We start from the raw sequence: 19,108 nt of genomic DNA on the forward strand, positions 1-19,108 counted from the left end.
GAGCGGCCTTTGATTTTTAAGTTTTAATTATCTTAGGTTAAAAGAGGCTGTTCCCAGTAAAGTTGCGTTTGCATAAACATATACTTTGTAGGTGCCTTCAAGTAATTTATCTTCTTTGGTATTAGCCAGCAAACAAACATCAAGTTCGTTATTTTCATAGTATACTTTTGAGGCCGCACTATAAACCATTGCACCACCTTCGTGTTCTACCACAATTTCGTCACCTACCAATTCATTTTCAGGATTATAAACCTGTACATACATATCTCTTTCGCCCGGCCCGGCCAAATCGTTAGCCGTAATGGTGAAGCAAGTTCTCACCTGGTCTATTCGTCCGGTTCGATCATTTTCTACCAATTTCCCACTGTTTCTTACAATTACCCCTTCCCCGCGAAGGTTGGTGATTTTTAATTGAGCTGCACGGTCTACTTTATTAGCAAGATCCTGATTGGTAGTTTGCAATGAATCAGAAATACGAGTACGCTCTTCTAAAACTACATTGGTACTGTCTAATGTTTGAGTCATCATTTGGTTTTGACGGTTCAAACTGTCTACCACCCTAAACAGTCGGTCTTTTTCAGCCTTAAGGTTTCCAATTTCACGACGATAGCGTGAAATTAAAACGAGATTAGCTTCATTATCTTCAACCGAATCTAATAAGCGTTCAATTCTACCTCTTGCATCTACAAGGTTCTGATCCATAATTTGATTCTCCTCAATAGCCTCATCATATTTAACGATCAAATCATTAAGTTCATCTTCTATTACCTGCTTTTCTTTAGTAAGAATTGCTTTATTTTCTTTCTCTTCGTTGTAGAATTTAATTGTATAAATACCTAAGGCAAGTAAAGCCACGGCTAAAACTCCCGTTAAGATCTTAAGCGCTGTGTTATTTTTCTTTTCGGTCATCATATTAATAAAATTTTGTTTGTAAATTTAGGAGTTTATCAAGGCAAACTACAAGGACTTAACAAATGTTTCACGATTTAGCAAACCTGTTCTACCCTAAAATATGTAATTGCTGTGATAGCCCACTTTTAAAGGCTGAACAAGTGATTTGCACTTCTTGTTTACACCAACTTCCAACTACTAATTATCACTTAGATAACGAAAACATCACGAAAAAAGTATTTGATGCCCGCTTAAGTCTTGAAAATGCCACTTCTTTGCTTTATTTTAAGAAAAAAGGAATAGTACAAAATCTTATTCATAACCTAAAATATAAGAAACAGGAAGAAGTTGGAAGTTTTCTTGGAAACTGGCTTGGTGAAGAATTAGCCAAACATCAAGGATTTAACAATGTTGATTGTGTGATCCCGGTTCCTCTTCACTATAAAAAGTTAAAGAAAAGAGGTTTTAACCAGGTATCTGAATTTGGTAAAACCATTGCTCTCAAATTAAAAGCCAATTATATTGACGATGTGCTGGTAAAGAAATCCAGCTCACGCACTCAAACATTAAAAAAGCGCCTGGGAAGATGGGGGATTATTGATGCCACTTTTATGATAGAAAATCCGGAGAAACTGGAAAACAAGCATTTATTATTAGTAGACGATCTTGTGACTACCGGTGCAACCCTGGAGGCTTGCGGAAATAAACTTCTCCAAATTAAAAATACTAAACTAAGTATCGCTACTATGGCAATTACAGATTGATACCCACGTTAAAACCTAAAATAATTGTTTCTTTGCTCTTAGATTTCATTTTTTTATTATGCTGAAAAGAATTCCCGGAATTTTAATAGTTGCTGCGCTGGTTTTGCTGTGTGTACAATGTGCCAAAAAAGGAATGCCGGAAGGTGGACCTAAAGATGAAGAGCCGCCAAAATTTATTAGGGCAAATCCTGAAAATTACAATACAAACTTCAATGCAGATGAAATTAGGATCTTTTTTAACGAATACATAAAACTGGAAGATGCCCGGCAGCAAATAGTTATTTCGCCGCCAATAGAACCACGCCCAGGCATAATGCCAATGGGATCTGCGCGTAAAGATGTGCGCATACAAAACCTGGATTCGCTTCAGGAAAATACCACTTATACCATTAATTTTGGGAAAAGCATTGTAGATAATAACGAAGGCAATCCACTACCCTATTTCAAATATGTATTCTCTACCGGAGATTACCTGGATTCTTTAAAAATTTCCGGAACTATAAAAGATGCTTATCTAAAAGCTCCTTCAGAATTTATTTCTATTTTTTTATATGAAGTAGATTCTACTTTTTCAGATTCTTTGGTGTACAAAGAGACTCCAAGATATGTTACCTATACCTTAGATAGCACCGTAAATTTTGAGCTTGAAAACCTTAAGGAAGGCACCTATCAAATACTTGCCGTAGAAGATAAAAACGATAATTATAATTTTAATCCGAAGACAGAGAAAATAGGGTTTTTAGAAAACCATATCACGCTACCCACAGATTCCACCTACGACATTACTATTTTTAAGGAGAAATTAGATTTTGAAGCGGAACGTCCAAAATTATTAAAAGGCAATCAAATACTCTTTGGTTATGAAGGCTCTAAAGGAGTAGATAGCGTAGAAATTAACCTGTTAACTGCAAAACCGGAAGGCTTCCAATCCAGAATTGTAAAAGACCGTAAAACCGATACACTTTACTATTGGTATAATATTAGACCAGAAAATGACAGCCTTTCCTTTGAAGTGGTAAGCCCTACGCGACGTGACACCTTATTTACAAAAATAGCTGAAGCTGAAAGAGATTCCCTAAAGCTTACGGCAGAACCAACAGGCAGTATAGCGTTTGAACAGAATTATAGATTGCAGGCAAACACTCCTATTACCGGATTTAGTAAAGAATTAATTAGTATTAGAGATGGAGATTCTACATTGGTACCTTTCAATACTGAAATACGCCGCCTGGAGAACGAAATTATAATTTCTTTCGATAAAGAAGAAAGCAGTAAATACGAGGTAGTAACCCTTCCAGGCGCCATAACCGATCTGTTTGGAGATACTAACGATACGATAAGAAATACGCTTAGCACCAAGTCTTATGCAGATTATGGAAGTATTATTTTAACGCTTCAAAATGTTGACAGATTTCCAATTTTGGTACAGCTAACCGATGAAAAAGGCGAAGTTCAATACGAAAAATTTTCAACCGGAGATAGTAATTTTCACTTCCGATTCTTAAAACCGGGAAAACATCTAATTAGGGTGATTTTTGACGATAATGAAAATCGAAAATGGGATACGGGAAATTATCTTAAAAGAATTCAACCTGAGGAAATTCAATATTACCGGGACACTATAGACGTGAGATCTAACTGGGATATGCCAGAGACTTTTACTTTAGACTAAATTCATCGCGATCCTGAAGAAATTTAAAATGATTTCGGGTTTCTTCCAATTGCTTTTTATCCAATGCAATTTCTTGTACAAACGGTTCTTCCCTATCCAACTCGGTTATGTTTTGGCCTAAACCGTCGTATACTGCGGTATGCCCGTTGTATTCAGCTGCATTCCCATCTTTTCCGGTTCGGTTTACACCAATGCAGTAACTCATATTTTCTATAGCGCGGGCCTTTAAAAGTACATCCCAGGCAAAAACCCGTTTCTTTGGCCAATTGGCAACATATATCAACAGGTCATAATCTTCGGTATTCCTTGAAAAAACAGGGAATCTCAGATCATAGCATACCAGCGGACAAATTTTCCAGCCTTTATATTCAACCACCAATCTTTCTTTTCCGGCAGTATAGGTTATATGTTCGTTGGCCAAAGTAAAAGTGTGGCGCTTATCATAGATTTTATAAGTTCCATCAGGAAAAACAAAGAAAAGCCTGTTGTAATAATTATCATTTTCGGTAATAATCAGGCTTCCGGTTATCGCAGCATTTTTCAGTTTTGCAATTTCACGCATCCACTGTAAACTTAAACCATCGGTCTGTTCGGCCAGTTTTTCAGCATTCATGCTAAAACCTGTAGTGAACATTTCGGGAAGGATAATTAAATCTACATCTTTAGAAAGTGACTTGATTTCTTTTGAAAAAGAACTTCTATTTTCCTGAGGATCTTCCCACTTTAAATTTGCCTGTATTATCGCGGTATTTAGTTTTTGTGCCATACCCAAAATTACCAAATTTTAAATTTCTGCTGCTAAATCCTTGTTAAACAATTGTAGAAAACTCACATAATGGATAGTTTTAAGATGTAAAATCATACAATATGAAAGTACAAGCTTTATTGAAAAAAGATTCTTATTCTAAAGCTGCCGGTCGTGGATTGCTGGCCGGAGTAATTGGCGGATTGGCCGGAACAGCGGTAAAAAGCCTGGTAGAACACTTTTTAACTGTGCGGGAAGTTGAACAACGCTCTGCCCAAATTAAAATCGTAGATGAGCTTTCTACAAAAATCACCGGTTCTCCAATAAGTGTTGATAATGAAGAATTAGCCGAGCAATTAGTAAATTTCCCAATTGGAGCCAGTGTTGGCGCGGCTTACGGTTTCGGTAAAAAAGACAATGAAAAATTAAATATTAAAGATGGAATAATTCTAGGAGGTTCTACCTGGATTTCAACTCACGAAACTTCACTGCCCATGATGGGATTGGAGCCAAAACCTACAGATGTTCCTATGAGAATGCAATTTAACGAACTATTTGCCCACGTTCTTTTTGGCATTACTACCGAAGTGGTTCGTAGTACAGTTTTGCAAAGATTAAATGAGAGAGATTAATTTTCCAGGCTTTTCAGCATTTTTTTAATCCTATCTTCCAGTTTTTCTGAAGATAGTTTTTCCCGAAGTCTATCAGTAATAATCGGAAAAGAAAAAGGCGTTGGTTTTTCGCAGTTTTTCCAGATACTCTTTTGATGCTGAATGCGCTCTAAAGCCATTCTTAATCGGCCTTCTTCCAACTGATGCTCAAAAGTTTCCCTGAAAGATTGCAAATACAATAAATTATCATCTTCATAATCTTTAAAGACGCTGAAAAGCAATTGCGAGCTACTTTGCAAATGCTTGCTTTTAATTAGTTTATTCGGGTAACCGGTAAAAACCATCCCGGCAATTACCGCAATATCCCTAAATTTTCGCCTGGCCATTTCGGTAGCATTTAAACTTTTATAAAGATCGTCCATAAGAAATTCTGCGGAAAAAAGATCGTTATCCAAAACTTGCTGCATATCGATTTCCTGGTCTGAGAGCAATTCAAACCCATAGTCGTTAAAGGCTATACTAAAGGAAATAGGGGAAAGTAAACTGATGCGATACGCCAGTAAACTTCCCAAAGCTTCGTGCACAAAACGACCTTCAAACGGATAAAAGATCGCGTGATAACCTTCGCGGGTTTTAAAAGTTTCAATTAAAAACTCATCCTGCTTTGGAATAATAGATTCTTTTTGTTGCCGCTCCAAAATTGGCTGTAAAGCTTTTAATTCATCTGATTTTTCCGAAGAACCTGCAGCAGTCGAAGCAGAAGCGGCATACATTTCTTCCCTTAGCAATTCACTCATTTGTGCTGAAAAAGCCATCCTGCCGCCCATCCAGCTGGGCACTTTAGACGTTTTTTTCTTTGATTTTCGTACTAAAACCTGCATGCTTTTTATGCGAACCAATTCCAGGTTTCTTCCGGCAAAGGTGAACACATCGCCAGGCGTAAGTTTGGAAATAAACCATTCTTCAATCGTGCCAATATAACCGCCTTTCAGGTATTTGACACTTAATACCGCATCGCTCACAATCGTTCCAATTTGCAGGCGGTGCCGCATCGCAATCCCCCGGTTATTTACTTTAAAAAGACCGTCTTCTTCAATTTCAATTTTCTTGTATTCATCATAAGCCTGCAAACTCTGACTACCTTTGGTAACGAAATTCAAGATCCATAACCATTCATCTTCGGTAATGCCCTGGAAACAAAACGTAGATTTAATTTCGGGCCAGATTTTCTTCGGAAAAAAGCCATTGGAAACCGCTAAAGTTGTAAGGTATTGCACAAGAACATCAAAACTCAATAAATACGGAATTCTATCTTCCACGGCAGTCTTCTGCACCGCTTTTTGTAAAGCTGAAGCTTCAATAAGTTCTATAGCGTGCGTGGGTAAAAAATGAATTACACTTTCTTTTCCAGGTTGGTGACCGCTTCTCCCTGCTCGTTGCAAAAACCTGGCAACGCCTTTTGGACCGCCAATTTGAATAATGGTTTCCACAGGTGCAAAATCTACTCCCAAATCAAGGCTGGAAGTACAAACCACGGCTTTTAAAGTTTCATTTCTAATGGCCTGTTCAACCCAAAGCCTGGTTTCTTTATTAATGCTACCGTGGTGCATCGCTACTTCCCCCGCAAACTCTGGGTATTTATGCATTAATTTTTGAAACCAAAGTTCGCATTGCGAACGGGTATTTGTAAAGAGCAACGTAGTTCTGGAATTCTTTATAATCGGAACTACCTCGTCAATCAAGTGCAAGCCCAAATGGCCTCTCCAGGGAAACTTTTCCATTTTCTCTGGAATAATAGATTTCACGCTGATCTTCTTCTTTAAATTCGCCCTGATCAATACCGAATTCTCAAAGGCTTCTGAATTTGGACCGAGCAAAACTTCCCGCGCCTGTTCTAAGTTCCCAATCGTGGCCGAGATTCCCCAAATTCGCAAATGTTTTGAAACCGTTTTTAAACGAGACAAAGCGAGTTCCATTTGCACGCCGCGCTTAGTACCTAGTAATTCGTGCCACTCATCAACCATCACGGCATTTAGGTTTTTAAAAGTTTTATCGTAATTTTTTGAAGAAAGCAGCAGCTGTAAACTTTCAGGGGTGGTAATTAGTAAATCGGGCATTGACTTTTTTTGCGCTGCACGAACTTTTTGCGGGGTATCTCCCGTGCGAATTCCTACGGTTAAACCACTGCCAATTTCATCAGCAAATCGTTGCGCCGACTGCTCAATTTCTACCGAAAGTGCACGAAGCGGGGTAATCCAGATCGCTTTTAAGCCTTTTTTATGTTTCGTCTTATAGTCGGGATTTTTCTTTAAATAATCCAGCACTATTGGCACCCAAAGTGCGTAGGTTTTTCCGCTACCCGTGGGTGCGTTTAAGAGTCCGTTCTTTTTCTGCAAAAAAGCCGTCCAGGTTTGCTTCTGAAAAGCAAAAGGCTTCCACCCCTGGTTAGAAAACCAGGTTTCGGCGATTCTTGTAAGTTCGTTTCTATTCATGTTTTAACCCTTCCGCCATTCCTTCGGAATGCCACCTTCCCTTAAAAAAGGAAAGAACTATATTTCTTTTTACAATTACCATCCAGCGTTGTTCGCCTCCTTTTTAAGGAGGGGTGCCCGTCAGGGCGGGGTGGTTTATTTCTTCTTAAAATTATCTTCAATCTCTTTCAAAACTGAAGGCAAAAAGTCAAAACCATTCTATTTTCAAATCGTATTACTTTAAATCCCCAATCCTCCAGTTTTTTATTCCGTTTTTCATCTTTTTCTTCAGCTAGTGGATTTTTATGAACCTCTCCATCTAATTCAATAATCAGTTGCTCTTCCGCGCAATAAAAATCCACTATAAAATTTTCTATACTATATTGTCTCCTGGATTTTCTTCCCTTAAATTTTCTTCGTTGTAACTGTTTCCATAAGAATGCTTCAGCAGGAGTCAAGTTATTACTTAATGCTTTTCGAAAGGGTCCTAAATATTTTTTTCTGTTATGGCTTGGCTTTTTCATTGTTTTAGTTTTATCCTCTAACCCTTCCGTCTTATTCAGCTAACGCTGAATGATCCACCTTCCCTTAAAAAGGGAAGGAGCTTTTATTTTAATATTTCATCAGCCGCCAAAGTTCACCTCCTTTTTAAGGAGGGGTGCCCAATAGGGCGGGGTGGTTAATCCGGAATTAAATCCCTCAACTCACCCAACGTATTTGCTTCGTGTATATTTTTATCAGTGCGCCAGCGCAGCATTCTTGGAAATCTTGTTGCTACGCCGCTTTTATGGCGTTTGGACTCTGCTATTCCTTCAAAAGCAATTTCAAAAACGTGATGAGGTGTCACGCTTCTTACCGGCCCAAAACGTTCTAAAGTGTTTTTCTTGATCCAGGCATCGAGTTTTCTAAATTCAGCATCGGTTAAACCGGAGTAGGCTTTTGCAAAAGTCACCAGTTCTTTTTTTTCGTCGTCCCATAATCCAAAAGTATAATCTGTGAATAAATTGCTTCGTCTGCCGTGACCGCGCATGGCATAAGTGAGCACAGCATCTACCGTAAGCGGATCTACTTTCCATTTCCACCAATCGCCTTTCTTTCTTCCCACTAAATACGGCGAATCCAGTCTTTTCAGCATTAGTCCTTCAGATTTTTCTTCTCTTGCACGTTCGCGTTCTTCGGCAACTTCACTCCAATTTGTAAAGGAAATTCGTTCAGATAAATGCAAGGGAATTTCTTCCGAAGAAACCTCAGCATAGAGATTCTCCAGAATTTTTCTTCTTTCAACAAACGGCTCGGTCCTGATATCTTCTCCTTTCCATTCCAAAACATCGTAAGCCTTTAAAATTACCGGGGTTTTCTCCAGTAACTTTTTACTGATATTTTTTCTTCCAATTCGGGTTTGCAGATCCTTAAAAGTCCCGATTTTTCCATCAGGAAAAGGTAATATTTCTCCGTCTATTGCCGTTCCGTTAGGAATTTCACCCACGAAATCTTCAAATTCGGGGTATTTATCAGTGACCAGTTCTTCTCCACGGCTCCATACAAAAAGTTCGTCATTCCTAACAATTACCTGAGACCGAATGCCATCCCATTTATGCTCAGCACTCCATTGCGCTACATCGCCTAATTCTTCAACTCCACTATCTATCGCGTAGGCCAGGTAAAACGGATAAGGTTTTGATAAATAATCTTCCTCGTTTTCTTCTAAAATCAGTTTTTTAAAAGTGGTTTTTTCAGGCTTCCAATTACCCATCATTTTGTAGGCAAGTATATCTTCGTCAATCTCGGTAGCTTTGGAAAGTGCACGCGTCATTAATTTCTGGCTCACTCCAATTCTGAAACTTCCGGTGATGAGTTTGGTAAAAACAAAACGCTCGTAATAATTAAGCTCCAGCCAATTTTTATGTAAGTAGTTCTTTTTTTCTGCTTCGGTTTTAGGTTTTAACTCCAGTATCTCCTGAAGGAATTGATTAAGGCTTTTTTCGGTATTTTCTTCAGCTGGCGGAATTACGAGCGCGATTGTTTCAGCCAGATCGCCCACAATATGATAGGACTCTTCAAATAACCATAAAGGAATATTAGCCAATTCTGATGCCCATTGGCGCATTAAAGTGGTGTTCACAGGTCTTGGTGGCCTGCGATGCGATAAAATAGCGATAGTCCAAACCTTATCTTTATCCTCAGCATTATTAAAATAATGCGTTAAAGCCTCAACTTTTAAGGTAGTTTTATTGGTGCTGTCTAAGGTTTTTATGAGTTCAGCAAAAACCCCTAAGCCCCCCGACCCCCGAAGGGGGAGTTCTTTATCTTCAGTTTCTTCTTTCATAATTTTTCATCTTGAAGATTATTGTTGCCTTCTTCCCTGGGCTTCTCTTCATCTTCTCCCATTTCCCCTTCGTATTGTGTTTCTTCGGTTCGGGCATCATAGCCTAATTCTCTTAGATAGCGGGAAAAAATATCGGTATAACCGTGAGTGCAAATTACTTTTTCGGCTCCGGTAGCTTTTATAGATTTTAAAAGCCCCTGCCAGTCGCAATGATCTGAAAGCACAAACCCCTTATCTATAGCTCTTCTTCTACGAGCACCCCGAAAGGTCATCCAACCACTTGCAGAAGCTGTGACATAAGGCACCATTTTTTTTATCCAGGGACTGCCGTGGGCACTTGGAGGAGCCACCACGATATTTCCTTTAAATTCATTCTTTTTGGTATCACGGGTAACCCTCGTAGTGTCCGGCATTTCAGATAAAGGGCGAATCACCTCCGTCATATTTTCTATAGCGCCATGAGTGTAAATTTTTCCGATAGAAGTATCGAGATGTTTTAGCAAACGCTGTGCTTTTCCGAGGGAATATCCAAAGATTACAGAGGTTCTACCATCTTCCTTATTTTGCTGCCACCAATTATTGATTTCGGTAAAAACTTCCGCTTGTGGTTGCCATTTAAAAGCTGGTAATCCAAAAGTACATTCGGTGATAAATGTGTGACATTTTACCGGCTCGTAAGGCACTGCTACACCATCTTCTTGATCTTTATAATCGCCGGTAAAAACCCAAACTTCGCCTTTATGCTCTACCCGTATTTGAGATGAGCCAATAATATGACCGGCAGGATGCAGGGAAAATTTCACACCGTTAATGCTAAAGGTTTCATTCCATTCTTTGCCGGAAACTTCAATTTCTCCCAGACGGTGTTTAATAATAGGAACATTGCTGTGATGGGTGATATATTTTTTATGGCCCCAGCGGGAATGATCTGCATGGCCATGGGAAATAATTGCCTTAGCTACAGGTTTCCACGGATCCAGGTAAACATCTGCCGCTTCGCAGAAAATTCCTTTTTTATTAAAAGCGAGTAAAGGTGGTTTCATTTTTCTTAGGTACTTAAATTGAAATTACCCAAAATGCAACGCTAAAAAAAAGGATTAAGAAAAGATTAGCGATTGACTAAATCCTAAACATTTTAGAGTTTTTTTGATAAAATATACATTAAGCTTTAAGTATATTTGTATATATAAAACTTTTTAAAATGTCATTTTCAGATTTATTTGGTTCGGGAGAACACCTTCGTAACATCAATCACTTTGCTTCTATTGTAAACCTTGCGAGTGTAGATGGTGAGATTAACGAGAAAGAACGTGTGCTCTTAGAACGTTTTGCGCGTAAACTTGATATTAGCGAGCAGGAATATAATATGGTTATTAAAAATCCGCAAGAATTCCCTATTAGTGCCTATAATAGTGTGGAAAAACGACTGGAACGTTTACACGATCTTTTTAAGATTATTTTTGCAGATAATGAAATAGACCAGGAAGAGCAGACGCTTATTAAGCGTTATGCTATTGGCCTTGGCTTCTCAAACGAGAATGCCGAGAAAATAATAAAAAGATCTATACAGATTTTTAGCGGACAATTGAATTTTGAAGATTACCAATATCTATTGGATAAGTAAATCTTCTAAATTATTTAGGCTTGTGAAAGTGTGAATAATCTCTTTCCATAAAGCTGAAATAATCCAGAGTTTCGAGATTATTTCAGCTTTAAGATTTTATATAATCTTTTCAATTAGTTATGCTTCTCAACTATACTTCCGCATAAACTCTTCAGCTTTATTTACCATATTTTTACTTCCGCAGAAAAAAGGTGCACGTTCGTGCAATTCTTTAGGCTGAATATCCATTATCCGGTTAAAACCGTCGGTAGCTTTCCCTCCGGCCTGTTCTACAATAAACGCCATTGGGTTACATTCATACAATAACCTGAGCTTACCATTATTGGCTTTAGAACTTTTTGGATAGATAAAAATTCCCCCTTTAATCATATTCCTATGAATATCAGAAACCATAGAACCAATATAACGAGAAGTGTAAGGCCTATCCTCTTTTTCTTCCTGGCAATATTTTATATATTTTTTTACGCCCTCGGGAAAATGCACGTAATTTCCTTCATTCATTGAATAAATACTTCCATTTTCAGGAAATTTCATATCTGGGTGCGATAAATACCAGGAGCCCAGGGCCGGATTCAAAGTGAATCCGTTCACACCACAACCGGTTGTATAAACTAGCATGGTAGAGGTTCCATAAATAATATAACCTGCTGCCACCTGTTGGTTTCCAGGTTGCAAAAAGTCTTCTTTGGTTACCGGCGTTCCAATTGGGGTAACCCGCCTATAAATTGAAAAAATAGTTCCTACAGATACATTTACATCAATATTAGAACTACCATCCAATGGATCCATAAGGACCACGTATTTATTTTTATTGTCATTATTCTTCCCGGAAATGGTAATAAAATCGTCGTTCTCTTCTGAAGCAATTCCGCAAACAATCTCCCGGTTTATTAGTGTTTGAATAAAAGTTTCATTAGCATATACATCTAATTTCTGCTGATCTTCCCCCTGGATATTTGTATCGCCGTGCAATCCCAAAATATCTACTAAACCGGCTTTATTTACTTCGTGATTTACCACTTTAGCCGCAAGACGCAAAGATCTGATTAAACGGGAAAGTTCTCCCGAAGAATAAGGAAAGGCCTGTTGATTTTCTATAATGAATTCGCCTAAAGTTTGATTTTTCTTAACCATTTTGAACCAATATCGTTATTTGCTTCAAAATTATTCATTTTTTTTAGTTACTAAAACGTTTTCGTTGTAAAGTATTAGAAATTCCTAAAATACCTTAGGATAACATCTAAAGTGAATCATCTATAATTCTTGAGGGGAAATCTCTGTAATTATCTTTTTTGACATTTCATTTTTTACTTTTGCAGATAAAGTAAATTAAAATGGAATTTAAAATTAGAAAAGCAACACCGGAAGATATGCCGGCGGTTTTAGAACTTATACAGGAACTGGCAGAATTTGAAAAAGAACCGGATGCTGTAATTATCTCGGCAGAAGATCTTAAAAAAGATGGTTTTGGAGCAAACCCTGCTTTTACTTGTTTTGTAGCCGAAGCAGATGGAAATATTGAAGGAATGGCCCTATGTTATTTTAGATATTCAACCTGGAAAGGAAAAACAGTGCACCTGGAAGATCTTGTAGTTAGAGAAAGCATGCGAGGCAAAAGTTTGGGGAATGCCCTGTATACCCGCGTAATTGAATTTGCCAAAGAACAAGGTGTAAAACGAACAGAATGGGTAGTTTTAGATTGGAATACCCACGCACGCGATTTTTACAGCCGCAGTGGTGCAACAGTTTTCACCGATTGGTGTACCGTGCAAATGGATGAGAATGCGATGGACAGGTTTCTTAAAAAAGAATCACGTTAATAATAAACTAAGCCCCTCTAAATAGGCCGGGATCTTAAAATCTATTCCTATTTTTGTAGAAACACCAAACTTATGGAATACAAGATACGTGAAGCTAAGCGGGAAGATATGCCCGCGGCTTTAGAACTTATAAAAGAGCTTGCCGCTTACGAAAATGCTTCCGAGCAGGTTGAAATTTATGTGAGCGACCTGGAACATGAAGGTTTTGATGAAGGAAATTTTAAATGCTTTGTAGCCGAAGTAAATAATAAGATTGAGGGAATGGCACTTGTTTATTTTAGATTTTCCACCTGGAAAGGTCGTACCCTTCACCTGGAAGATCTAATTGTTCGAGAAAGTATGCGAGGCACAGGACTTGGAGGCGCACTTTATAAAAGAGTAGTAAAATATGGTCACGAAAATAGCGTTAAAAGAGTAGAGTGGGTAGTTTCTGAAGGTAATAAAAATGCCCAGGAGTTTTACGAAAATACAGGCGCAGATATTAAAAAGAACTGGTATACCGTACATATGGATGAAACTGGAATCCAGAAAAATATCGATTAAAATTCTATGAAAGTTTTTAAGTTTGGAGGTGCGTCGGTTAAAGATGCAGCCGGGGTGCAAAATGTTCAAAAGGTATTAGAGAAAACCGGAAACGGCCCGAAAGTGATTGTAATCTCGGCTATGGGTAAAACTACCAACGCATTGGAAATTGTAATCAAAGATTATCTTTTTGAAAAGCAAGTCCCCAAAAGTCTTCAGGCAGTTGAAGAAACTCATTTTGAAATCTTAAACGAACTTTTTAAAGATTCTAAAACTACAATTTTTAATAAGGTAAACGAACTATTTACCGAGCTTAGAAATTTCCTTCAGCATAACAAATCTGAACAATACGATTTTGTCTACGACCAGGTGATTTGCTATGGCGAATTGATTTCTACTACTATAGTTAGTTCATATCTTAACAGCCAGAACATTAAAAACAACTGGCTTGATGCCAGGGAAGTTATAAAAACCGATAGTGTTTATCGGGATGCCGGTGTAAACTGGGAAGAAACCCAGGAAGCCATTCAGAGCAATATAAATTTAAACGAAATAAATATCACTCAGGGTTTTATAGGTTCAGATCATAATAATTTCACTACCACGCTTGGAAGGGAAGGAAGTGATTATACCGCAGCGATTTTTGCCTATTGTTTAAATGCTGAAAATGTGACGATCTGGAAAGATGTTCCGGGCGTTTTAAATGCCGATCCACGGGTTTTTAAAAACCCAGAACTACTCCAGCATATTTCTTATGAAGAAGCCATAGAACTTGCTTTTTACGGTGCTTCGGTAATACACCCAAAAACCTTGCAACCACTTCAACAGAAAGAGATTCCCCTTTTTGTAAAACCATTTTTAGAACCGGAAAGTCAAGGTACGAAAGTAGGAAAAGGCGCATTAATTTTTCCTGAAATTCCCTGTTTCATTGTCAAAAAAGACCTGGTTTTAATATCGCTTTCTACCCTGGATTTTTCTTTTATGGTAGAAGAAAATATTAGTGAGATTTTTAGGCTTTTTCATCAATATCAAATGAAAGTTGATTTAATTCAGAATTCAGCCATCAGTTTTTCTGTTTGCCTGGACAATAAATTCAACCAATTAGAGAAGCTTATTCAGCATTTAAAAGCACGATTTAAAGTAAGTTTTATACCTGGGGTTTCTTTATTTACCATTAGGCATTTTAATGATGAAGCTATTGCAAGCCTGGAAAAAGATAAAGAAATCTTGTTAAAGCAACTTACACATAACACCCTTCAAATTGTAACTCACAATTAAGTATTTTCTTGTTGCAACTAAATAAACCAGTCTAAAAATGGGAATTGTAAGTGCCAAAGAGGTTGCGAAATTAATGAACCTTGAGAAATTGGGAGCTTTAGGAACTTCTATGGGCTGGCTCATTTTGAGAACTACCAAACTATCGCGACTTAATAAGGAATACCAAAAACGCAAAAACCTTAACGGGATTGACTTTATAGATTCTATCTTAGAAGGCTTTGAAATAGATTTTGAAATTCCGGAAAAAGACCTGAAGCGCATTCCTAAAACCGGAGCATTTATCACAATCTCAAATCATCCACTGGGCGGGATTGACGGAATGATCCTGATGAAATTATTGCTTCGTGAACGTTCAGATTACAAGGTGATCGCAAATTTTCTTTTACATCGCTTAGACCCGTTGAAGCCCTATATTATGCCGGTAAATCCTTTTGAAGATCACAAGGAAGCGAAATCGAGTTTAGGCGGAATAAAAGAAGCTATCTCTCACTTAAAGGAAGGCCATGCATTGGGAATGTTCCCGGCGGGAGAAGTTTCTACTTATAAAGACCAAAGAGTAATTGTAGATAAAGCCTGGGAACCGGCTGCGATGAAACTTATTCAAAAAGCTAAAGTACCCGTAGTTCCCATATATTTTCACGCAAAAAATTCTACTTTTTTCTACCGCTTAGCTTCAATGAGCGATATTTTGCGAACTGCGAAACTACCCAGCGAAATGCTCACGCAAAAAAAACGTAAAATTAAAGTGCGTATAGGGAATCCAATAGCGGTAGAAGATCAATTGGAACATCCAAATATAGAAGCTTTTACGGCTTTTCTACGCCGTAAAACCTATATGCTCGCCAATGTTTTTGAAAAGAAAAATCTTTTTGATAAGCTCCCAAAAAGTTTAAAATTACCGAAAAATCCAAAAAAGATTGCCGGGGAAACCGCTGAAATCTTAATGGAAGCAGAGATTGAAAACTGTCGGGGAATGGACAAACGTTTATTGTCCAGCAAAAATTATGAAGTATTTCTGGCTAAAAAAGAAGTGATTCCCCATATAGTAGCTGAACTGGGCAGATTACGTGAAATTACCTTTAGAGCAATTGGCGAGGGCACAAACAAAGCTACAGATCTAGATAAGTTTGACGATTATTATTATCACCTGTTTTTATGGGATAACGAGGCTAAAAAAGTAGCCGGCGCTTATCGTATGGGAATGGGAAATGAAATTTACGCCAGCCACGGAATAGATGGGTTTTACCTTCAGGAGCTCTTCAAGTTTGAACCTGAGCTTTATAAAATGATGAGTCAATCTATAGAAATGGGTAGGGCGTTTATCATTAAAGAATATCAGCAAAAACCAATGCCGCTTTTTTTACTTTGGAAAGGCATTGTACACTGTACTTTACGTTTCCCGGAACATAAATACCTTATTGGGGGAGTTAGCATTAGTAATAAGTTTTCAAATTTCTCGAAATCGCTGATGATTGAGTTTATGAAATCACATTATTACGATCCTTATATCGCACAGTTTATTAAACCGAAAAAAGAATTTAAAGTAAAACTAAAAGACGCAGATAAAGATATTATTTTTGACGCCAGTAAAGCTGATCTAAATAAGTTCGATAAGATTATTGATGAAATAGAGCCAGAAAATATGCGTCTTCCGGTTTTGATCAAAAAATATATTAAACAAAATGCAAAAGTTGTGGCGTTTAATGTAGATCCACTTTTCAACAATTCTGTAGACGGATTAATGTATATAAGAATTGCTGATTTACCGGAAAGCACCGTAAAACCGGTGATGGAGGAATTTCAGAAAGAGCTGGAAGCAAAATTCAATTTAAAACATTAAGCTGTTAATTTCATGTTATTCTGAAGTTTTCATTATGAAGGCTTTTATTTCATCCTTATCTTGAAATTGACAAAAATTAAAATTAAAAATGGAAAAGATATTAATAGCCGGTTCAACCGGACAAACAGGAAAAAGAGTTATCGAAATTTTGAATAATACTCAAAATTTCAAACCCGTAGCTATGATTCGCAAAGAAGAGCAGAAGCAAATCTTTGACGACATGGAGGTAGAAAGTATAATGGCCGACCTTGAAGGCGATATAGACCACGCTTTTAAAGGAATAGATCGAGTTATTTTTGCTGCTGGCTCTGGTGGTAGCACTGGCCCTGAGAAAACAACAGCAGTAGACCAGGAAGGCGCTAAGAAAATGGTAGATGCAGCTAAAAAACATAACGTAAAGAAATTTATTATGCTTAGCTCCATGGGAACCGATAAGCCAGAAGAAGGTGGTGACCTGGAACATTACCTAAAAGCGAAAAAAGAAGCCGATGATTATCTTGTAGACAGCGGCATTGTTTATACTATTTTACAACCCGGCAGACTTACAGACGATATGGGGCTTGCCAAAGTAAAATTAGCTCCAAAATTAAAAGAACGAGGCGAAATCTCGCGTGATGATGTGGCTTTTCTCCTAGTAATGTGCCTAGCAGACCCACTAGGAAAAAACATGGCATTTCAGGCCCTGGAAGGCGAAGAATCTATTAAATCTGCGCTTGTAGAGTTAAGCCAAAATAATTAAAAAAATTCTTTAGATAGAACTTATTAAAATGCTGTTTGGTAGTTCCCAAATGATAGATCCTGAAACAAGTTCAGGATGACGTAGGAATGATCAAACAGCATTTTTTGTTTTATAGATTGTCATTCACAAATTTCTCACACCAGTCTTTTATTTGGTTCCTGGTGCTTCTAAAAGCTTCCTGAATTTCTTCTTCTGAACCCTCTACCTTAGAAGGATCTGTGAAATTATGATGCAACCTTAATGCTTTTTTTGAAGGGATAAATGGGCAATTTTCATTGGCGTGGTCACAAACGCTAATGATAAAATCAAAATCTATAGCTTTATATTCATCTACGTGGTTGCTGGTGTGTTTAGAAATATCTATTCCATCCTGCTTCATAATTGCTACCGCTTTTTTATTTAAGCCGTGAGTTTCAATTCCTGCGCTATAAATATTAGCGCGAGATTTAAAAAAATCTTCTAAATAACCCTGTGCCATCTGGCTTCTACAAGAATTTCCGGTACACAGAACAAGTACGTTTTTCATAAAAAATAAATTAACAGCAGCCACCGCCGGGTGCACATTCATTTACACTAAGCTCTTCCGGCTGGGCTACACCGCAAGCTTCTTTAGCTTTACAATCGGTTGGATTTATATCCAGGTTTATCAATAAATTTCCATTTTTAATTGCAAAACCAGTTACAAATAATTGTGCGGTATGAAAGTTAGCATTGCTATATTCAAATTTCACCTCAGCCTCCAAATCATAAGCCTTCATCTGGCCTACTTTCTCTAAAATGGAAAGGGCTTTTGAAACCTTCATAAAGTCGGTTTTACCAAGTTCCTCCGGACTTTCCCATAGCTGAATAATAGTTTCGTTCCAGGCATCTGTCCCCGCACCACAATCTACCGAGTCTATTTTTAGATGTTTTACCTCTGTGATATGATAATTAGCTCCTACCAGCAGGTTAGGTGCATACTCAAAAAGTAAAGGTTTTTCCTGATGAGATTTGAGTAGCTCGAATAATTCTGAAGTTTTCATAATTCTATTTATTGATATATCGCAATATTACGATTAATATGGATTATAAAAAATTCCTATTCGATTTTTATTTCTGACAAATAAGTGTAGATAAAAATAACCCCTCCGCCTATCGGCACCTCCCCTTAAAAAAAGGAGAGGAATTCTAAAATTTTATAAAAAAGCCTTGTCATTGGGCTCCCAAAGTTCAATCTTATTTCCTTCTAAATCCATTATCCAGCCGAACTTCCCTTCTTCCACCTTTTGAATTTCATCCATAACTTCAACTCCTTCGGTCTTTAAAGCCTTCAGCAATTCTTCAAGATTTTCTACACGATAATTCATCATAAAATCTTTATCTGATGGCTTAAAATACTCCGTATCTTCTTTAAAAGGACTCCATTGCGTAGAACATTTATTTCCATTTTCGTCCATCCACCAAAATGTGCATCCCCATTGATCTGTATTTAAACCCAGGTGCTTGCTGTACCACTCTTTTACCGCTTTCGGATCTTTACTTTTGAAGAAAACCCCACCGATTCCCGTAACTCTTTTATTCATATTGTTTCTGAATTTATTTTTATGAAAATAAGCTAATAGAATTAAAGATTGACTTTGAAATCAATGCTAAAAATGATTTTTCAAAAATAATTTATGTCATTACGAACCAAGTGAAGTAATCTTTGATTCGATAACTCCAATTTGCAGATTGCTTCTCTCAATAAAAATCGGGATCACAATGACAAAAAACTTGCTGTTTTAAGGAATAAAAACTTTAAGGTATTAGATTCTGAAATAAATTCA

The 19,108-nt window shown here is 37.5% G+C and carries 19 protein-coding genes; 9 read left to right on the top strand and 10 right to left on the bottom strand.

Annotated elements, in window-relative coordinates:
• Nucleotides 1–27: 27 nt before the first annotated feature.
• Nucleotides 28–912: a hypothetical protein gene (locus tag B5X51_RS05705; protein WP_079719934.1), complete on the bottom strand. Its 885-nt coding sequence runs from the start codon at nt 910–912 to the stop codon at nt 28–30.
• A gap of 62 nt (nt 913–974) precedes the next feature.
• On the opposite strand from B5X51_RS05705, the gene B5X51_RS05710 reads away from it, so the two are divergent.
• Both B5X51_RS05710 and B5X51_RS05715 read left to right on the top strand, forming a co-directional pair.
• A complete protein-coding gene (locus B5X51_RS05710; RefSeq protein WP_079719935.1) occupies nt 975–1,655 on the top strand; it encodes a ComF family protein in 681 nt (226 codons plus the stop codon).
• A gap of 58 nt (nt 1,656–1,713) precedes the next feature.
• Nucleotides 1,714–3,327 (top strand): Ig-like domain-containing domain, encoded by a 1,614-nt coding sequence (locus tag B5X51_RS05715; protein ID WP_079719937.1) that lies wholly within the window; start codon nt 1,714–1,716, stop codon nt 3,325–3,327.
• Here the strand turns inward: B5X51_RS05715 and B5X51_RS05720 are convergent.
• Nucleotides 3,314–4,093 carry an amidohydrolase gene (locus B5X51_RS05720; RefSeq protein WP_079719939.1) on the bottom strand — a complete coding sequence of 260 codons (780 nt, stop codon included), beginning with the start codon at nt 4,091–4,093 and terminating at the stop codon, nt 3,314–3,316. The two genes, B5X51_RS05715 and B5X51_RS05720, sit on opposite strands and share 14 nt — an antisense overlap.
• 101 nt (nt 4,094–4,194) lie before the next feature.
• On the opposite strand from B5X51_RS05720, the gene B5X51_RS05725 reads away from it, so the two are divergent.
• Nucleotides 4,195–4,704, top strand: a complete 510-nt coding sequence (locus B5X51_RS05725; RefSeq protein ID WP_079719941.1) for a DUF1440 domain-containing protein — start codon at nt 4,195–4,197, stop codon at nt 4,702–4,704.
• Here the strand turns inward: B5X51_RS05725 and B5X51_RS05730 are convergent.
• From B5X51_RS05730 to B5X51_RS05745, 4 genes are all read right to left on the bottom strand, one after another.
• The gene (locus B5X51_RS05730; protein WP_079719943.1) at nt 4,701–7,175 is read right to left on the bottom strand and encodes a ligase-associated DNA damage response DEXH box helicase; all 2,475 of its coding nucleotides are present in this window, start codon (nt 7,173–7,175) and stop codon (nt 4,701–4,703) included. The genes B5X51_RS05725 and B5X51_RS05730 overlap by 4 nt on opposite strands.
• Before the next feature lie 167 nt (nt 7,176–7,342).
• Nucleotides 7,343–7,678: an endonuclease domain-containing protein gene (locus B5X51_RS05735; RefSeq protein ID WP_317042099.1), complete on the bottom strand. Its 336-nt coding sequence runs from the start codon at nt 7,676–7,678 to the stop codon at nt 7,343–7,345.
• A gap of 155 nt (nt 7,679–7,833) precedes the next feature.
• Complete coding sequence (locus B5X51_RS05740) at nt 7,834–9,480, bottom strand: ATP-dependent DNA ligase (RefSeq protein ID WP_079719945.1); 1,647 nt, start codon at nt 9,478–9,480, stop codon at nt 7,834–7,836.
• On the bottom strand, nt 9,477–10,523 hold the full coding sequence (locus B5X51_RS05745) for a ligase-associated DNA damage response exonuclease (protein WP_079719946.1): 1,047 nt from the start codon (nt 10,521–10,523) through the stop codon (nt 9,477–9,479). Before B5X51_RS05745 ends, B5X51_RS05740 begins: the two co-directional genes overlap by 4 nt.
• A gap of 158 nt (nt 10,524–10,681) precedes the next feature.
• Between B5X51_RS05745 and B5X51_RS05750 the strand changes: the two genes are divergently transcribed.
• On the top strand, nt 10,682–11,104 hold the full coding sequence (locus B5X51_RS05750; RefSeq protein ID WP_079719948.1) for a TerB family tellurite resistance protein: 423 nt from the start codon (nt 10,682–10,684) through the stop codon (nt 11,102–11,104).
• A 126-nt stretch (nt 11,105–11,230) separates the two neighbouring features.
• Here B5X51_RS05750 and fbp read toward each other — a convergent pair whose 3' ends face one another.
• Complete coding sequence (fbp, locus tag B5X51_RS05755) at nt 11,231–12,238, bottom strand: class 1 fructose-bisphosphatase (protein WP_079719949.1); 1,008 nt, start codon at nt 12,236–12,238, stop codon at nt 11,231–11,233.
• 200 nt (nt 12,239–12,438) lie between these two features.
• Here fbp and B5X51_RS05760 point away from each other — a divergent pair, with 200 nt between their 5' ends.
• The 5 genes from B5X51_RS05760 to B5X51_RS05780 all read left to right on the top strand — a co-directional run bounded on the left by B5X51_RS05760 (nt 12,439) and on the right by B5X51_RS05780 (nt 17,303).
• Nucleotides 12,439–12,924: a GNAT family N-acetyltransferase gene (locus B5X51_RS05760; RefSeq protein WP_079719951.1), complete on the top strand. Its 486-nt coding sequence runs from the start codon at nt 12,439–12,441 to the stop codon at nt 12,922–12,924.
• A gap of 72 nt (nt 12,925–12,996) precedes the next feature.
• Nucleotides 12,997–13,467 carry a GNAT family N-acetyltransferase gene (locus tag B5X51_RS05765; protein ID WP_079719953.1) on the top strand — a complete coding sequence of 157 codons (471 nt, stop codon included), beginning with the start codon at nt 12,997–12,999 and terminating at the stop codon, nt 13,465–13,467.
• A 6-nt stretch (nt 13,468–13,473) separates the two neighbouring features.
• Complete coding sequence (locus B5X51_RS05770; protein WP_079719955.1) at nt 13,474–14,724, top strand: aspartate kinase; 1,251 nt, start codon at nt 13,474–13,476, stop codon at nt 14,722–14,724.
• A gap of 37 nt (nt 14,725–14,761) precedes the next feature.
• A complete protein-coding gene (locus B5X51_RS05775) occupies nt 14,762–16,564 on the top strand; it encodes a GNAT family N-acyltransferase (protein WP_079719957.1) in 1,803 nt (600 codons plus the stop codon).
• An 88-nt stretch (nt 16,565–16,652) separates the two neighbouring features.
• Nucleotides 16,653–17,303 carry an SDR family oxidoreductase gene (locus B5X51_RS05780; RefSeq protein ID WP_079719959.1) on the top strand — a complete coding sequence of 217 codons (651 nt, stop codon included), beginning with the start codon at nt 16,653–16,655 and terminating at the stop codon, nt 17,301–17,303.
• Between the two features lie 109 nt (nt 17,304–17,412).
• On the opposite strand, the gene B5X51_RS05785 is transcribed toward B5X51_RS05780, so the two are convergent.
• The 3 genes from B5X51_RS05785 to B5X51_RS05795 form a co-directional block, all read right to left on the bottom strand.
• Nucleotides 17,413–17,829: an arsenate reductase ArsC gene (locus B5X51_RS05785; protein ID WP_079720728.1), complete on the bottom strand. Its 417-nt coding sequence runs from the start codon at nt 17,827–17,829 to the stop codon at nt 17,413–17,415.
• A gap of 10 nt (nt 17,830–17,839) precedes the next feature.
• Nucleotides 17,840–18,325: a DUF6428 family protein gene (locus tag B5X51_RS05790; protein WP_079719961.1), complete on the bottom strand. Its 486-nt coding sequence runs from the start codon at nt 18,323–18,325 to the stop codon at nt 17,840–17,842.
• A gap of 153 nt (nt 18,326–18,478) precedes the next feature.
• Nucleotides 18,479–18,865, bottom strand: coding sequence for a VOC family protein (locus B5X51_RS05795; protein ID WP_079719963.1), 387 nt, complete (start codon nt 18,863–18,865; stop codon nt 18,479–18,481).
• Nucleotides 18,866–19,108: the final 243 nt, after the last annotated feature.

Origin of the sequence: Salegentibacter holothuriorum, from assembly GCF_900168045.1 — a bacterium.
Taxonomy (GTDB): domain Bacteria; phylum Bacteroidota; class Bacteroidia; order Flavobacteriales; family Flavobacteriaceae; genus Salegentibacter; species Salegentibacter holothuriorum.

Coding starts and splice junctions, on each gene's coding strand:
- B5X51_RS05705 (WP_079719934.1), bottom strand. CDS start 912: ATGATGACCGAAAAGAAAAATAACACAGCGCTTAAGATCTTAACGGGA.
- B5X51_RS05710 (WP_079719935.1), top strand. CDS start 975: ATGTTTCACGATTTAGCAAACCTGTTCTACCCTAAAATATGTAATTGC.
- B5X51_RS05715 (WP_079719937.1), top strand. CDS start 1,714: ATGCTGAAAAGAATTCCCGGAATTTTAATAGTTGCTGCGCTGGTTTTG.
- B5X51_RS05720 (WP_079719939.1), bottom strand. CDS start 4,093: ATGGCACAAAAACTAAATACCGCGATAATACAGGCAAATTTAAAGTGG.
- B5X51_RS05725 (WP_079719941.1), top strand. CDS start 4,195: ATGAAAGTACAAGCTTTATTGAAAAAAGATTCTTATTCTAAAGCTGCC.
- B5X51_RS05730 (WP_079719943.1), bottom strand. CDS start 7,175: ATGAATAGAAACGAACTTACAAGAATCGCCGAAACCTGGTTTTCTAAC.
- B5X51_RS05735 (WP_317042099.1), bottom strand. CDS start 7,678: ATGAAAAAGCCAAGCCATAACAGAAAAAAATATTTAGGACCCTTTCGA.
- B5X51_RS05740 (WP_079719945.1), bottom strand. CDS start 9,480: ATGAAAGAAGAAACTGAAGATAAAGAACTCCCCCTTCGGGGGTCGGGG.
- B5X51_RS05745 (WP_079719946.1), bottom strand. CDS start 10,523: ATGAAACCACCTTTACTCGCTTTTAATAAAAAAGGAATTTTCTGCGAA.
- B5X51_RS05750 (WP_079719948.1), top strand. CDS start 10,682: ATGTCATTTTCAGATTTATTTGGTTCGGGAGAACACCTTCGTAACATC.
- fbp (WP_079719949.1), bottom strand. CDS start 12,238: ATGGTTAAGAAAAATCAAACTTTAGGCGAATTCATTATAGAAAATCAA.
- B5X51_RS05760 (WP_079719951.1), top strand. CDS start 12,439: ATGGAATTTAAAATTAGAAAAGCAACACCGGAAGATATGCCGGCGGTT.
- B5X51_RS05765 (WP_079719953.1), top strand. CDS start 12,997: ATGGAATACAAGATACGTGAAGCTAAGCGGGAAGATATGCCCGCGGCT.
- B5X51_RS05770 (WP_079719955.1), top strand. CDS start 13,474: ATGAAAGTTTTTAAGTTTGGAGGTGCGTCGGTTAAAGATGCAGCCGGG.
- B5X51_RS05775 (WP_079719957.1), top strand. CDS start 14,762: ATGGGAATTGTAAGTGCCAAAGAGGTTGCGAAATTAATGAACCTTGAG.
- B5X51_RS05780 (WP_079719959.1), top strand. CDS start 16,653: ATGGAAAAGATATTAATAGCCGGTTCAACCGGACAAACAGGAAAAAGA.
- B5X51_RS05785 (WP_079720728.1), bottom strand. CDS start 17,829: ATGAAAAACGTACTTGTTCTGTGTACCGGAAATTCTTGTAGAAGCCAG.
- B5X51_RS05790 (WP_079719961.1), bottom strand. CDS start 18,325: ATGAAAACTTCAGAATTATTCGAGCTACTCAAATCTCATCAGGAAAAA.
- B5X51_RS05795 (WP_079719963.1), bottom strand. CDS start 18,865: ATGAATAAAAGAGTTACGGGAATCGGTGGGGTTTTCTTCAAAAGTAAA.